Here is a 14800-nt window from a genome sequence, read left to right as displayed (position 1 = left end):
GTGCAACCGTTTGTCAGCCAATTGTGAAGGGCTGTGACAGTGCGTCTGAAGCCGTTGCCTGGGCAGGCTTGTGAAGCAGGCCCTCAGCCTGGGAAATTCTCCGGCGTCTTGGCCTTGCCGCGCGCCTCTGCAGGGCTGATCACGTTGCGGCGCACCAGGTCAGTCAGGTTCTGATCCAGGGTCTGCATGCCCACGGCATTGCTGGTCTGGATGGTGGAATACATCTGCGCCACCTTGGCTTCGCGGATCAGGTTGCGGATGGCAGGTGTGCCCAGCATGATTTCGTGTGCAGCCACACGGCCCTGGCCGTCCTTGGTTTTGCACAGGGTCTGCGAGATCACGGCCTGCAGCGATTCGGACAGCATCGCGCGCACCATTTCCTTTTCTTCGGCAGGGAACACGTCGATGATACGGTCGATGGTCTTGGCCGCCGACGAGGTGTGCAAGGTGCCAAACACCAGGTGGCCGGTTTCTGCCGCTGTCATGGCGAGGCGAATGGTTTCGAGGTCGCGCATTTCGCCCACCAGAATCGCGTCCGGGTCTTCACGCAGCGCCGAGCGCAGCGCCGCACTGAACGACAGGGTCTGAGGACCGACTTCGCGCTGGTTGATGAGGCACTTTTTGGATTCGTGCACGAATTCGATCGGGTCTTCCACCGTGAGGATGTGGCCGTATTCGTTTTCGTTCAGGTAATTCACCATGGCTGCCAGGGTGGTGGATTTGCCCGAACCGGTCGGGCCCGTCACCAGCACCAGGCCGCGCGGCTTGAGCGAGAGCTCGGCAAAGATCTTGGGGGCGTTGAGTTGCTCCAAGGTCAGAATCTTGCTCGGAATGGTACGGAACACGGCGCCCGCACCCCGGTTCTGGTTGAAGGCGTTGACGCGAAAGCGCGCCAGGCCATCGATCTCGAACGAAAAGTCGACTTCCAGAAACTCTTCATACTGCTTGCGCTGGGCATCGCTCATGATGTCGTACACCATGGAATGCACCTGCTTGTGGTCCAGCGGATCGACATTGATGCGGCGCACATCGCCGTGCACCCGGATCATCGGTGGCAGGCCAGCTGACAAGTGCAAGTCAGAAGCCTTGTTTTTGACGCTGAATGCCAGCAATTGCGTGATATCCACTGCAGTTCCCTCTCTGATTTGTTACTCTGCCAAGCATTATGAGCACGATTGTCGAAAAAATTCAGCACATACACCAGCAAATCGACGAGGCTTGCCGCGCTGCGGGGCGCCCCGCAGGCAGTGTGGCGCTGCTGGCCGTCTCGAAAACCTTTGGTGTGGATGCGATTGCAGAGGCCATTGCTGCAGGGCAGCAAGCGTTTGGAGAAAACTACATTCAGGAAGGCGTGGAGAAGATCGGATACTTTGCCGACCAGCCCGCATACCGGGACAAGGGCCTCATCTGGCATTGCATCGGCCCGGTGCAAAGCAACAAGACCCGTCTGGTGGCCGAGCGCTTTGACTGGGTGCACACCATCGACCGGCTCAAGATCGCCCAGCGCCTGTCGGAGCAGCGCCCCGAACACCGGGGGCCGCTGCAGGTCTGCCTCCAGGTCAACGTGGATGGCGGCACCACCAAATCCGGTGTAGCGCCCGCCGATGTGGAGGCGTTGGTGCGCGAAGTGGCGCAACTGCCCCGCCTTTGCCTGCGCGGCGTCATGAGCATCCCCGACGCTGCGCCCGATTTTGGAGCTCAACTTGCGCTGCATCAGCGCGCCAAGGCCGTTTTTGACGATATTGCAAGACTTGGCCTGCCCCAGCTGACGCAGTGGGATACCTTGTCGCTCGGCATGACGGCGGATTTGCAAGCCGCCGTGCAGGCCGGATCGACCCTGGTGCGCGTTGGTAGCGGGATTTTTGGCAACCGCAACTATGCGACAGCAGGTTGATGATTTGCTATTGTTTTTGAATGTTTATAAATTGCTGGAAAGGCGTCTGCACCGTGTTTCAATCAAATGAATACGGCCCGCAAGCCGACAAGGCTGCGTGATAAGCTGACGCCCCAGTACCCTCTTACCTGCAAACCTTCCCAAGGAGACACCATGCCTGGATTGCTGCCCGACGTTGATCCTGATGGCCTGCTGGAGTTTTCGGTTGTCTACACCGACCGCGCGCTCAACCACATGTCCAAAAAATTCATTGGCGTGATGGGCGACATTCTCCACATCCTCAAAACCGCCTACCACGCGCACACGGCCGTCATCGTGCCCGGCAGCGGCACCTTCGGCATGGAAGCCGTCGCCCGCCAGTTTGCCAACAAGGCCAAGGTGCTCATCGTGCGCAACGGCTGGTTCAGCTACCGCTGGACGCAGATTTTTGAAGAAGGCGGCCTGGGCGGCGGCGCCGTTATCTGCAAGGCGCGCCCCGCAGGCAATGGCGCGCAGGACGCATGGGCACCATGCCCAGCCGATGAAGTGGCCGCCACCATCCGCAAGGAAAAGCCCCAGGTCGTGTTTGCGCCGCATGTGGAAACGGCCAGCGGCATCATCCTGCCCGATGATTACCTCAGGGCAATCAGCGAGGCCGCGCACGAAGTGGGTGCGCTCATGGTTTTGGACTGCGTGGCCAGCGGCGCCATGTGGGTCGACATGCAGAAGACCGGTGTGGATGTGCTCATCACCGCGCCCCAAAAGGGCTGGAGCGGCACGCCTTGCTGTGCGATGGTGATGCTCTCCGAGCGGGCGCGAAAGGCGATTGAGGACACCAAGAGCAGCAGCTTCTCTTGCGACCTGAAGAAATGGATGCAGATTGCCGAAGGCTACGAAAAAGGCCAGCACGCCTACCACGCCACCATGCCGACCGATGCCTTGCTGCACCTGCGCGATGTGATGAAGGAGGCCGAAGCCTACGGCTTTGAGAAGCTGCGGCAGGAGCAGATGCTGCTGGGCCAGCAGGTGCGCGAGCTGCTCGAATCGCGGGGCTTCCCCAGCGTTGCGGCGCAGGGTTTCAAGGCGCCGGGCGTGGTGGTGAGTTACACCACCGATCCGGAAATCCAGAACAGCAAGAAATTTGCCAGCGTCGGCCTGCAAACGGCGGCTGGCGTGCCGCTCATGTGCGATGAAGGGCCGGACTTCAAGACCTTCCGCATCGGCCTCTTCGGCCTCGACAAGTGGCACAACGTTGACAGAACCGTGGGGCACTTGCGTAAAGGGCTGGACGATTTGGGTATCAAAGGTTAACTTCTGTTTTGATAGCTGCTGGCGCGCACCTGAAGCGCGCAAAATGCATTTTTTCTGGTTTTAGGAAACGGATTTTCAGCATGAAAGCATTGACCGCCAGCGCCCTGTGCGCTGCCATCGCCCTGACCGCCGGCTTCGCCCACGCCCAAAGCAAGCCCGTTACCACCAAGAGCGGCCTGGTGTACGAGAGCGTGAAGGAAGGCACGGGCGCCAGCCCCAAGGCCAGCGACACCGTCAAGGTGCACTACAAAGGCACCTTCCCTGACAGTGGCAAGGAGTTCGACAGCTCCTACAAGCGCGGTGAGCCCATCGAATTTCCGTTGCAAGGCGTGATTCCCTGCTGGACGGAAGGCGTGCAGATGATGAAGGTGGGCGGCAAGGCCAAGTTGACATGCCCTCCCGGCATTGCCTACGGCGCGCGTGGTGCGGGCGGCGTTATTCCCCCCAATGCAACCTTGAACTTCGAGGTGGAGGTGCTGGGTATCAGGGGCCAGTAAAAGGCCATTCTCAAAGGCCATTCTCCCGATGCCGCATCGGTAGATGCAAGGCCTGGGCACGGAAATCCGTGTCCAGGCCTTTTTCATGGGGAGGGCAGGGTGCCTGCCGTAGGCATCCAGTCAATACTCGCCCATATCCTCGGTGTAGCCCAGCAGCAGGGTGCGCTGCGTCTGCAGCAGTTGCTCCAGGGTTTGCCACGCGGGGTGCTGCTGCGTCTCACTGCCCTGGCCGCTGCCGTACAAGGCACGCAGATCGTCTACCAGGCGCTGCGCTTCGTCGCTGCCAAGCGGCGCATGGCGCACAAAACCCATCCAGGCGGCGCCCATTCCAAAGAAGCGGTAGCTCCATTGCGCAGCCAGGTGGCGAATGACCGCATGGTTCTGGAACGTGTCCCAGTCGCAGCTGAAATAGCCATTGGGCTGGCCGGCGATCATCAGGTCATCTGTCGGCACCGGCAGGCGCTGGATGTAGACCACCTCGTCCAGCAAGGCGTCGGGGGCGGCGTTCACAGATACCAGCGAAGCGATGTCCTGCGGGGCTGCATTGAGGCTACTGCATACATCGCTCCATACCTGCGCCAGCTCGGGATTGGCCAGTTGTTGCACGCGGTGCTGCAGACAGGCCAGCTCCCAGGCGGCGAGCTCGGCGGGGGCATCCCAGTCCATGTTTTCGGGCGCGTCCAGCTGTAGTCGCTCATCGCTGCCAGCATGGCCGCTGGTATAGCTGCACTGGGCGGTGTCGTCCAGGGTACACAAATAGCGGTGCGACGGATCGGCGGCGCGCAGGCTGTCCAGATGTGCGAGAAGCGCTTCCAGGCTGCCGGGCTCTTCCACCCATTCAAAGGCGAAGCCATAGTTCAGGCGGCGAAAGGGCACGTGGTCTGCGGGGTGACCTGGGGGTGGAAAGCGGCCGGTTTTCATAGGTTGCTCTGCTACAAGTGACGCAAATCTGGGGTGCTTGGAATGGGGCGCGGTGTGGCTTCAGTGTCGCTCAATGCCCAGGCGTTTGGCCAGCCGCTGCAGGTTGGCCCGGTCCAGCTGGAGTTCGCGCGCCGCTGCGGCCCAGCTTCCATTGTGGCGCGCGAGGCTGGCGCTGACCAACTGGCGCTCATAGGCCTGAATGCTGTCCCGCAGGCCTTGGCCTGCCACAAGTGTGCTGGCAGGTTCGGCGGTAGGTGCCGCGGCAGAAGCAAGCGGTGCTGCGGCCGCCAGCCCGGGCGGCATGGGAGCTGCTGCAGCGGCATCCCAAAGATCTTCTTCGCCAATGCTCAGCATGCGCGGCCGTGCCCGGTCCTTGCCCTGGGGCAGGGTGCGGCTCAGGGCTTTGAGCACGGCGCGGCTGATGCAGTGTTCCAGCTCGCGCACATTGCCGGGCCAGGGGTAGCGAAGGAGCGCTGCCTGCGCTGCGGAATCCAGCCGCAGGCCGCCCAGTTGCAGGCGTGAGCGGTTTTCTTCGAGAAAGCTGCCAGCCAGTACCAGCGTGTCGCTGTCACGTTCGCGCAGCGGTGGTACCACCAGCGGATAGACGCACAGGCGGTGGTAGAAGTCGGCGCGCATGCGGCCGGCGCGCACTTCATCGGCCAGATCGCGGTTGGTGGCTGCAATCACGCGCACGTCCACCAGATGCTCGCGGTCCGACCCCAGGCGCTGCAACTGGCCGCTTTGCAGCACCCGCAGCAGCTTGGCCTGTACGGGCAGCGACAGCTCGCCTACTTCGTCGAGAAACAGGGTGCCCTGGTGCGCCTGCTCGAACTTGCCGCGTCGCTCGGCCAGCGCGCCGGTGAATGCGCCGCGCACGTGGCCAAACAGCTCGCTTTCCACCAGGTTGTCGGGCAGAGCCGCGCAGTTGATGCTGATGAGCGGGCGGTCTGCACGCGCCGACTGCGCATGCACGGCCTGGGCCACCAGTTCTTTGCCAGTGCCGGTCTCGCCGGTGATGAGAACGGCCAGATCGCTGGCGGCGACCAGGGAAATGTGCTTTTGCAACTGGCGGATGGCGGGGCTCGATCCCAGTATCTGCCGCATGCCATGTGCGCCTGGGGCGGGGCCGCGTGCGGCGGGTGCATTGGCGTTGCGTGCTGCCAGCGATATTTGCTGCACACGCTCTGCTGTGGCGACCGTTGCCGCAGCCAGATTGCTGAACGCCTGCAGCAGCTCCAGTGCCTGGCTGCCTTCAAAGCGGCCGGGTTGCAACGCATCAAGCGTGAGCAGGCCCCAGGCGAGGCCTCCGGTCTGCAGCACACAGCCCATGCAGTCATGCACATGCAGCGGGCCTTGGTGCAGGCTGTGGGCAATCAGACCGTCGTAGGGGTCGGGCAAGGGGCTGTCAGGGGCAAAGCGCATGGCCTGGCCTGCGGCCAGCAGCTGCGCAAGGCGCGGGTGTTCGGCCACTTTGAAGCGTCGGCCCAGGGCGTCGGGCACGAGGCCATCCATGGCAACGGGCCGCAGCCATTCGCCTTCGAGGCGCAGCAGGGCCACGGCATCCGCGGGCAACAGGGTGCGCAGTGCAGCCAGCAGGCGGCGCAGGCGTTCGCGCTCGGACAGCTCCTGTGCCAGATCGGCCACCAGAGGAATCACCGCGTTGAGGATTTTGGATGATGTCAAAACAACCTTGGATGTCAAAATTACAGCACTAATTAGAAGTCATTCTGACATCTATCTTGACCTAAATCATTGATATTACTCAAGGGAGGGTATTGGCATGCAGCTTGCGGATAAGAGGGCAGACATACCCAAGGAGTAAGCATGCTGACCGAGCGTCAAAAAGAGATCGTCAAATCCACCGTTCCCCTGTTGGAGACGGGTGGCGAGGCCCTGACCACGCATTTCTACAAGATCATGCTGAGCGAGTACGCCGAGGTGCGCCCGCTGTTCAACCAGGCCCACCAGCAAAGCGGCGCCCAGCCGCGCGCGCTGGCCAATAGCGTGCTGATGTATGCCAAGCACATCGACAAGCTGGAAAATCTGGGCGATCTTCCCGCGCAGATCGTGAACAAGCATGTGGCCCTGCAGGTGCAGGCTGAGCACTACCCCATTGTTGGCACCTGCCTGTTGCGCGCCATCCGCGAGGTGCTGGGCGCCGAAATTGCTACTGACGAGGTGATCGCCGCCTGGGGCGCTGCCTACCAGCAGCTCGCCGACATTCTGATCGCCGCCGAGCGCAGCGTGTACGACCGCACGGCCGAGGCCGAAGGCGGCTGGCGCGGCGAGCGTGCCTTCAAGGTGGAGAAGAAGGTGCAGGAGAGTGCCGAAATCACCTCGTTCTACCTGGCGCCTGCCGATGGCGGCGCGGTGATGGCCCATCTGCCGGGCCAGTACATCGGTTTGCGCGTGGTGGTGGATGGCGTGGAGCAACGCCGCAACTATTCGCTCTCAGCCCCGGCCAACGGCAAGCGCCTGCGCATCAGCGTCAAGCGCGAGGCGGGTGGCAAGGTGTCCAACTTCCTGCACGATCAGGTGCAGGTGGGTGACACGCTGCAGCTCTTTCCCCCGGCTGGTCATTTCACGCTGCAGGAAAGCAGCAAGCCGCTGGTGTTGATCAGCGGCGGCGTAGGTATCACGCCCACGCTGCCGATGCTCGCCACCGCGCTGGCCGCCCAGCGCCCGGTCACCTTCATCCACTGCGCAAGGGATCGCTCGGTGCATGCCTTCCGTGAGCGTATCGACCAACTGGCGGCTGAGCACCCGCAGCTCACGCGCTACTACTGCTATGACCGCGCGGTGCCGGAAGACGCAGTCGATGCCGAAGGCTACATCACCGAGCAACGCCTGGGTGAATGGCTGCCCGCTTCGCGCGACGCAGATGTGTACTTCCTCGGCCCGCGTCCCTTCATGCATGTGCTCAAGCGCTCGCTCCACAGCCTGGGCGTGCCCGACAAGCAGGTGCGCTACGAGTTCTTCGGCCCCGCCGAAGCACTCGCCTGATGCGGCGCGTTTCCTTGCCTGTTGCACGGCAGTAAAAAAGAACTGCCTGCGCTCGTTCTTCAAGGTGTTCAATGGGTTTTCCATTGAAATGCCCTCAAGACATGCGCAGGCAGCTTATTTTTTTGCGGGGCGTCGGTGCGACATCCGCAGCGCGGTATCGCTCGGTGCAGCCCGGCGTCAGTCCTTGTAGTACGCCTCGACGGTGCCCTTGATCTTGATCAGCAGGGGGCGGCCCTTGCGGTCGACGGTTTTGCCCGCGGGCACCTTCACCCAGCCTTCGCTCACGCAGTATTCCTCGACATCATTGCGCTCGGTGCCGTTGAAGCGGATGCCGATGTCGTGGCTGAACACCTCACGTACAAAGTGCGGGCTCTTGGGGTCGATGGAGAGGTGGTCGGGCAATGCGGGGCGGTCGGTGTTGTTGGTCTCGGTCATGCTTGGCCTTGAAAGTGGATGGCCGCCATTGTCCATGCTTTGCAATTCCGTCAGGAGTTGGGCAAATTCCGAAGGCCGGAAATGACCAGAAATGGCTGGAAAATGAAACTGACGCCCCGCGCAACGTGGCAGAGGCGAGGATCTGGCAGACTTGGCAAGTGCCGCCGCTTGCCGCTACAGTGGGCCCATGCCGATGCTTCTGACCGAAGAGCAGCAGAGCCTGCTGCGCCGCGCCAAGCATACCCCGCTGTTGCTGCTGCTTGCTGTGGCGATGTTGTTTGTGCTGGCCAGCTGGAGCCTGGGCCAGCCCTTTGCGCGCGCCGAGCGCTGGCAGCTGGCGCTGCGCTGCCTGCGTGCGATGACCGAGGCGGGCATGGTGGGCGCGCTGGCTGACTGGTTTGCCGTGTCGGCACTTTTCAAGCACATTCCTATCCCCTGGATTTCGCGCCACACCGCCATCATTCCGCGCAACAAGGACCGCATCGGCGAGAACCTGGCCGTGTTCGTGCGTGAGCGCTTTCTCGACGGTGACTCACTGGTGCAACTGGTGCGCACGCACCAGCCTGCCGACAAGATGGCGCAGTGGCTGCGCTCGCCCGCCAACGCCGAGTTGTTGGGCCACCAGGTAGCGCGCCTGGCGGCTGCGGCGCTGGCCACGGTGCAGGATGCACAGGTGGAGCGTTTCATCAAGCTGGCGCTGCGCACGCTGTTGGGGCAGCTTGATCTGTCCAGATCGCTGTCCAGGGTGTTGACCGTGTTGACCCACGAGGGCCGTCACCAGGTACTGCTGGAGCAGGCGCTCGACAAGCTGGTGGAGCTGCTGCGCGAAGCCGAGACGCGGGAGTTGATGGCGCAGACGATTGCCCATTGGCTCAAGACCGAGCATCCGTTGAAGGAGAAGATGCTGCCCACCGGCTGGCTGAGCGACAAGGGCTCGGCCATGATTGCCAGCAGCCTGGAGCACCTGCTCGATGCCATTGCCGACAACCCGGGCCATGTGTTGCGCGCCAAGTTTGATGAAACCATGCAGGAGTGGATCGCCCGCCTGGAGGCGGATCCCGCATGGCAGCAGAAAGGCGAGGAAGTGCGCCGCTACCTGCAGCACGACGCCGCCGTTGGCCAGTATGTGCAGGAGCTGTGGCAAAGCCTGCGCGCCAGCCTGCAGCGCGACCTGGCCAATGAGCACTCGGCCGTGGCGCGCAATGTGCGTGGCATGGGGCTGTGGCTGGGCAAATCGCTGTCCGCCGACGATGCCCTGCGCGCTTCGCTGAACGAGCGCATGGAGATCTGGGTGCGTGATCTGGCGCCAGAGATTTCGCAGTTCTTCGGCACCCACATCGCCGATACCGTCAAGCGCTGGGACGCGAAGGAGTTGAGCGACCTGATCGAGTGGAACATCGGCCGAGACCTGCAATACATCCGCATCAACGGCACCTTGGTGGGCGGGCTGATCGGCTTTGTGCTGTTCTGGCTCGGGTGGCTTGCGGGGCGGCTAGGGGCAGGTTAGGCGCGCGCTTTCAAATTGAATCTGCTGCGCATGGCAGACAAGTGGCAGTGGGTGTTCTTTAAGCGTTTTCAGGCCTGGTCTCGAAGAGATCGCGGCCGCCCGCTACCGTCCAATTACTTCACATTCGGCAACATTTCTTCATTCACGTTTATAATGAGAATTGTTCGCATTACAATTCAGGCAATTCGCGTTTTCCCTTTGCCCAGCCATATGGCACTTGCCCACGCGCAACCGCTGCCATTGTCCATGCCGCACTAGCCGGTGTGTGTAGCCAGGACGGACTCCCTCTCTGAGTACCGTGGCCGCCGCCCTCACAACAAGCGAATGTTCGCTGGTCCGTTGCCAGCTTCCAGGTTGACCGTGCCTTGCGCGCGCAGCCCGTGGAGCCCCGCGGCGTGACTGTTGTTTACCACTAGTTTTGAGCTTACCCATGTCCTCCTGCGCATTTGCTGCGGTGGGCGCTGCTTTGGCACGTCCGTTTTCTTCCACCTCTGTTCTGCCGTTGGCAACCGGCCAGCACCGGTTGCGGGCCGTTGCGCTGGCGATGGCAGCGGCCGGCCTGCAAGGCGCGGCCATGGCGCAGGCCGCCGAGCAGCAGCAAGCCGCTGTCACCGTGGCCCAGGCGGATACCGGCGGCGTGGCAGAAAGCACGCTGGCGACCATGGTGGTGACCGCCTCGGGCTTTGAGCAGGCGGTGGAAGACGCGCCCGCCTCGATCACCGTGATTCCGCGCCAGGAGCTGGAGAAAAAAGCCTACCGAGATGTGACCGATGCGCTCAAGGACGTGCCCGGCGTGGTGCTGACGGGCGGTGGCTCCTCCAGCGACATCAGCATTCGCGGCATGGGGGCCAACTACACCCTGATCCTGGTCGACGGCAAACCGCAGAACTCGCGCGAAACCCGCCCCAACAGCGACGGCGCCGGTATCGAGCAGGGCTGGCTGCCACCACTGTCTGCCATTGAGCGCATCGAAGTCGTGCGCGGGCCGATGTCCTCGCTCTATGGATCGGATGCCATGGGCGGGGTGATCAACATCATCACCCGCAAGGTAGCCAAGCAATGGACGGGAACGGTGAGCGCCGAGACCACGCAGCAGGAGTCATCGCGCTCGGGCGACATGTACCAGAGCAATTTCTACCTGGCCGGGCCGATCAAGAGCGATGTGCTGGGCCTGCAGATCTACGGCCAGAAATCGCGGCGCCTCGAAGACCGCTTTGTCAATGGATTCAACGAACAGGACAGCACCTCCGGCACGGCCAAGCTCACGCTGACCCCCAACAAGGACCATGACGTGGCGCTGGAGCTGGGCCGCACTTTGCAAGACCGCTACTCCACCAAGGGCAAGACCGCCAGCAGCACCTCCAGCTACTCCGACTACACCCGCAACCACTTCGCGCTCTCGCACACCGGGCGCTGGGGATTCGGCACCTCGACCACCTACCTCCAGCATGAAGAGGTGGACAACCCTTCGCGCGAGATGAACGTGAAGAACACCGAGTTCAACAGCCAGATCGTGATGCCGCTGGGCGAGCGCAACCTGACGACCGTGGGCGTCTTCTACAAGCAGGAAAAGCTGACGGACAAGGGCAACCAGATGCGGGTGGCCAACCCGATCGACACGCTCAAGCGCTACCAGTGGGCGGTATTTGCCGAGAATGAATGGCGGGCCACCGACCAGATCGCGCTGACAGCGGGCCTGCGCATGAACCACGACCAGAACTACGGCACCGACTGGACGCCGCGCATCTACGGCGTGTGGCACGCCACGCCGCAGCTGAGTGTCAAGGGCGGCATCTCCACCGGCTTCAAGGCGCCCAACCTGCGCGCAGCGGTGGCCGATTGGGGGCAAATTACAGGGGGCGGGGGCGATCCGGCCATCATTCGCGGCAACCCCAACCTCAAGCCCGAGAAAAGCACCAGCCAGGAGCTGGGCCTGATCTGGGACAACCGCCAGAACTTCAGCAGCAGCCTGACCTTGTTCAACACCAACTTCAAGGACAAGATCACCGAAGTGCGCAGCTGCGAGGACACCGAAGGCGGCGGCCGCGCCATCGTCACCGGCAACTGCAGCATCTACGGCACACCCTACAAGTTCATCAGCGACCGCGTGAACGTGGACGAGGCAACGATGCGCGGCATCGAAGCCACCGCCACCTGGAAGGCTTCTGACGACCTGCGCCTGGCCACCAACTACACCTTCACCCGTTCGGAGCAGAAAAGCGGTGCGTTTGCGGGCAAGCCCTTGAACAAGATGCCCAAGCACATGCTCAACGCCACGGTGGATTGGCAAGCCAGCAGCAAGCTGGGTTTATGGAGCCGTGTCAACTTCCGAGGCGCCGCATCGGATTACCTGAGCCGAACCTCCATGGCCAAGGGCACGCCATCCTTCACCTTCATGGATCTGGGCGTGAACTACGCCCTGTCAAAAAACGTCAAGTTCAGCGCCGGTGTCTACAACCTGTTCGACAAGCGCGTCGATACCACCGACTTTGGCGCGGTGTATGACGGCCGCCGCTACTGGGCCAAGGTGACTGCAGGCTTCTGATTGGCCTTCACCCCCTCTTGCCGCAGCCGCGCACAGGCGCGCTGCGGCGCCATCGCTTTTGAACCAATGAGGAAAGAACAATGACAGCGAACGCAATGCCAGCTATGGGATCACGCTCCCTGCGGCCACTGTGGAGCATCGCCCTGGGCCTGGCGATCCTGCCGATGGCAGGCACGGCACTCGCTCAGCAGCCTGCCTCCATCACCGTGCAGCATGCTAGGGGCTCGGCCACGGTGCCGTATGCACCCAAGCGGGTGGTGGTGTATGACCTCGCATCGCTTGACACCATGCAGGCTCTGAAGCTGCCCGTAGCGGGCCTGGCCAAGGCCAACTTCCCGGCCTACATGAGAGGCTATGCCGATGCGCGGTACGCCGTGGCGGGCAGCCTGTTCGAGCCCGACTTTGATGCGCTCAGCCGCCTGCAGCCCGATCTGATCGTGATTGCCGGACGCAGTGCAGGCAAGTTCGACATTCTGAGCAAGATCGCGCCAACGATTGACCTCACGGTGAACAACCAGCACCTGCTCGACGACATGCAGCGCAACGTCAACACGCTGGCAAGCCTGTGGGGCAAACAGGCCGAGGGCCAGCAACTGATGCAGCGTGTACGCGCCGAAGTGGACAGCACCCGCGCCATCGCGCAGCAGCAGGATACGGGCCTTCTGGTGCTGGCGGTCAGCAAGAACATGAACGGCCAGACGCCAGGCTCGCGCTTTGGACTGCTGTACGACGTGCTGGGCGTCAAACCCGCCCTGCCAGCAGACCTGGCCAAGCCGCGCGGCGTGCCGCTGCAGATGGACGACATCGCCAAAATCAACCCATCGTGGCTGTACGTGATCGACCGCAACGCTGGAACCGGCAGCACCACCGACCGCGAAGGCAAGCCCGTGGTAGCGAGCCAGGAGCTGTTTGACAACGACACGATCAAGAACACCGAGGCGGGCAAGAAAGGCCGGGTGGTGTTTCTGGAGCCGAGAATCTGGTACCTGTTGGGCGTTGCAGGCCCGCAGGCCATGCTGCACAACGCAGCGCAGCTAAGGGAGGTGTGGGGCCATCGCTAGGACAGCGGGGCAAACCCCGCGTTCAGCGGGCTTCATGGCTTAACGAAAAAAGGAGTGCGGTGACGCACTCCTTTTTTGGTCCAGGGCTGTGCCGAGGTCAGTATTTACCTTTGATCGCGGTCTCATTCCGACGGGTTGCGAAGGCCCGCAGTGTTAGTCAGCTCTCGGAGGTCAGTGCAAAGCCTTCATCGCGCCATCCCGTGATGCCGCCGACCATGATCTTGACCGGCCGCCCGAGCTGTGCCAGACGCAAGGCGCCTCTTGCCGCACCGTTGCAATGAGGGCCGGCACAGTAAGTGACAAACAGCGTGTTTGCAGGCCACTGGGCCAGCTTGCTCTCTACGATCTTGCCGTGTGGCATATGGATGGCGCCCGGCACATGTCCCTTGGCATAGAGTGCTGCGTTGCGGACATCCAGCAGGACGAAATCCTGGTGCCCTTGGTGCAGGGCATCGTGCACGTCCCAGCAATCGGTCTCGAAACGGAACGATTGCGAAAAGTGTGTGAGGGCATCGGAACTCGGCGCTGCGGGATTCTGGGTAACAAGGCTCGTCATGGGGTTCTCCGGTTGAAACATGGAGAAGATTCTGCGAATTCGCTGGTTTCTTTACAATTGGCGCAAATGACATAAAAAGAAAGATTTGCGCCATGTGTACCGCTCCGCGAGGTCCGTTGGTAGTTGCGCCCGTCTATGACGGGCTGTGCACCTTCGAGTTTTCCATTGTTGCGGAGGTGTTTGGCCTGCCTCGACCAGAGATGGGCGCTGGCTGGTACCGCTTTGCCAGTGCGGCGGTGGAGCAAGGGCTGCTGCGTGCGCAGGGCGGGCTGGTAGTGCAGAGCCATGGAAGCGCCGAATTGCTGGATGAGGCAGATCTGATCGTGGTTCCCGGCTGGCGCGGCAAGGATGCACCGGTGCCTGCATCGCTGATCCAAGCCTTGCAGCGGGCGTGGGAGCGCGGTGCGACCTTGGCCTCGATATGCTCAGGTGCCTTTGTGCTGGCGGCAACAGGGTTGCTGGATGGACGGCGTGCTGCCACTCATTGGAGATACGCGCAGGCGCTGGCTGTGCAGTACCCGGCCATTGCAGTCGATGCACAGGTGCTGTACACGGAGGAAGAACGTCTTTTTACCTCGGCGGGCAGCGCGGCGGGCATTGATCTGATGCTGCACCTGGTGCGGCGCGATTTCGGGGTGCAGGCGGCTAACAGCGTGGCGCGACGCCTGGTGGTACCTGCGCACCGCAGCGGAGGGCAGGCGCAGTTCATTGAAAGGCCTGTGGCGGCAGACCATTCTGGCAAACTACCTCGCCTGCTGGATGAGATCCGCGGGGATCTTCGCCGCGATTGGGCCGTGGATGTCATGGCGGATTCCGTGGCCATGAGCCGCCGTACCTTTCTGCGTCGATTCACTGAGGGCACCGGCATGGCCCCCAGCGCCTGGGTTGCGCAGGTGCGGGTGGAGGAAGTCAAGCGGCTGCTGGAAACCAGCACCCTAAGCATGGAGCAGATCGCCGATCAGACGGGATACCGTAGTGTGCAGGTGTTGCGCGATCAGTTCCGGCGCGCGCTGAGGATATCGCCACGAGCGTATCGGTTGCAGTTTGCCTCGCCATAATCGGCTTGCCGAGGGTTCGCGCCTGTCTAGCCC

The 14800-nt window shown here is 62.4% G+C and carries 13 protein-coding genes; 8 read left to right on the top strand and 5 right to left on the bottom strand.

The window, feature by feature from the left end; all coding sequences use genetic code 11:
• Positions 1 to 83: 83 nt before the first annotated feature.
• A complete protein-coding gene (locus HNP33_RS16700; protein WP_184710505.1) occupies positions 84 to 1127 on the bottom strand; it encodes a type IV pilus twitching motility protein PilT in 1044 nt (347 codons plus the stop codon).
• A 38-nt stretch (positions 1128 to 1165) separates the two neighbouring features.
• Here HNP33_RS16700 and HNP33_RS16695 point away from each other — a divergent pair, with 38 nt between their 5' ends.
• From HNP33_RS16695 to HNP33_RS16685, 3 genes are all read left to right on the top strand, one after another.
• The gene (locus HNP33_RS16695) at positions 1166 to 1894 is read left to right on the top strand and encodes a YggS family pyridoxal phosphate-dependent enzyme (protein WP_184710503.1); all 729 of its coding nucleotides are present in this window, start codon (positions 1166 to 1168) and stop codon (positions 1892 to 1894) included.
• A 153-nt stretch (positions 1895 to 2047) separates the two neighbouring features.
• Positions 2048 to 3184, top strand: a complete 1137-nt coding sequence (locus HNP33_RS16690; RefSeq protein ID WP_184710501.1) for an aminotransferase class V-fold PLP-dependent enzyme — start codon at positions 2048 to 2050, stop codon at positions 3182 to 3184.
• Between the two features lie 80 nt (positions 3185 to 3264).
• A complete protein-coding gene (locus tag HNP33_RS16685) occupies positions 3265 to 3681 on the top strand; it encodes an FKBP-type peptidyl-prolyl cis-trans isomerase (RefSeq protein ID WP_184710499.1) in 417 nt (138 codons plus the stop codon).
• Positions 3682 to 3801: 120 nt separating this feature from the next.
• Here HNP33_RS16685 and HNP33_RS16680 read toward each other — a convergent pair whose 3' ends face one another.
• Together HNP33_RS16680 and norR are read right to left on the bottom strand one after the other, a co-directional pair.
• Positions 3802 to 4602 (bottom strand): hypothetical protein, encoded by an 801-nt coding sequence (locus HNP33_RS16680; RefSeq protein WP_184710497.1) that lies wholly within the window; start codon positions 4600 to 4602, stop codon positions 3802 to 3804.
• A 60-nt stretch (positions 4603 to 4662) separates the two neighbouring features.
• Positions 4663 to 6285 carry a nitric oxide reductase transcriptional regulator NorR gene (gene norR / locus HNP33_RS16675; protein WP_184710495.1) on the bottom strand — a complete coding sequence of 541 codons (1623 nt, stop codon included), beginning with the start codon at positions 6283 to 6285 and terminating at the stop codon, positions 4663 to 4665.
• Positions 6286 to 6426: 141 nt separating this feature from the next.
• Between norR and hmpA the strand changes: the two genes are divergently transcribed.
• Positions 6427 to 7605: an NO-inducible flavohemoprotein gene (gene hmpA / locus HNP33_RS16670; RefSeq protein ID WP_184710493.1), complete on the top strand. Its 1179-nt coding sequence runs from the start codon at positions 6427 to 6429 to the stop codon at positions 7603 to 7605.
• A gap of 177 nt (positions 7606 to 7782) precedes the next feature.
• Here the strand turns inward: hmpA and HNP33_RS16665 are convergent, their stop codons facing one another.
• On the bottom strand, positions 7783 to 8040 hold the full coding sequence (locus HNP33_RS16665; protein ID WP_184710491.1) for a DUF3297 family protein: 258 nt from the start codon (positions 8038 to 8040) through the stop codon (positions 7783 to 7785).
• Positions 8041 to 8227: 187 nt separating this feature from the next.
• Here HNP33_RS16665 and HNP33_RS16660 point away from each other — a divergent pair, with 187 nt between their 5' ends.
• The 3 genes from HNP33_RS16660 (at position 8228) to HNP33_RS16650 (ending at position 13153) form a co-directional block, all read left to right on the top strand.
• Positions 8228 to 9547 carry a DUF445 domain-containing protein gene (locus HNP33_RS16660; protein WP_233464573.1) on the top strand — a complete coding sequence of 440 codons (1320 nt, stop codon included), beginning with the start codon at positions 8228 to 8230 and terminating at the stop codon, positions 9545 to 9547.
• A gap of 430 nt (positions 9548 to 9977) precedes the next feature.
• Positions 9978 to 12092, top strand: coding sequence for a ligand-gated channel protein (locus HNP33_RS16655; protein WP_221452105.1), 2115 nt, complete (start codon positions 9978 to 9980; stop codon positions 12090 to 12092).
• Between the two features lie 104 nt (positions 12093 to 12196).
• The gene (locus HNP33_RS16650) at positions 12197 to 13153 is read left to right on the top strand and encodes a siderophore ABC transporter substrate-binding protein (protein ID WP_233464572.1); all 957 of its coding nucleotides are present in this window, start codon (positions 12197 to 12199) and stop codon (positions 13151 to 13153) included.
• Positions 13154 to 13310: 157 nt separating this feature from the next.
• Here the strand turns inward: HNP33_RS16650 and HNP33_RS16645 are convergent, their stop codons facing one another.
• The gene (locus HNP33_RS16645) at positions 13311 to 13709 is read right to left on the bottom strand and encodes a rhodanese-like domain-containing protein (RefSeq protein WP_184710490.1); all 399 of its coding nucleotides are present in this window, start codon (positions 13707 to 13709) and stop codon (positions 13311 to 13313) included.
• A 92-nt stretch (positions 13710 to 13801) separates the two neighbouring features.
• On the opposite strand from HNP33_RS16645, the gene ftrA reads away from it, so the two are divergent.
• Positions 13802 to 14767, top strand: a complete 966-nt coding sequence (gene ftrA, locus HNP33_RS16640) for a transcriptional regulator FtrA (protein ID WP_184710488.1) — start codon at positions 13802 to 13804, stop codon at positions 14765 to 14767.
• Positions 14768 to 14800 lie beyond the last annotated feature (33 nt).

This window comes from Comamonas odontotermitis (genome assembly GCF_014207855.1).
In the GTDB taxonomy this organism is placed as follows: domain Bacteria; phylum Pseudomonadota; class Gammaproteobacteria; order Burkholderiales; family Burkholderiaceae_C; genus Comamonas; species Comamonas odontotermitis_A.
Note: the sequence above shows the minus strand (reverse complement) of the source record. Positions and strands in the feature narration are given on the sequence as shown.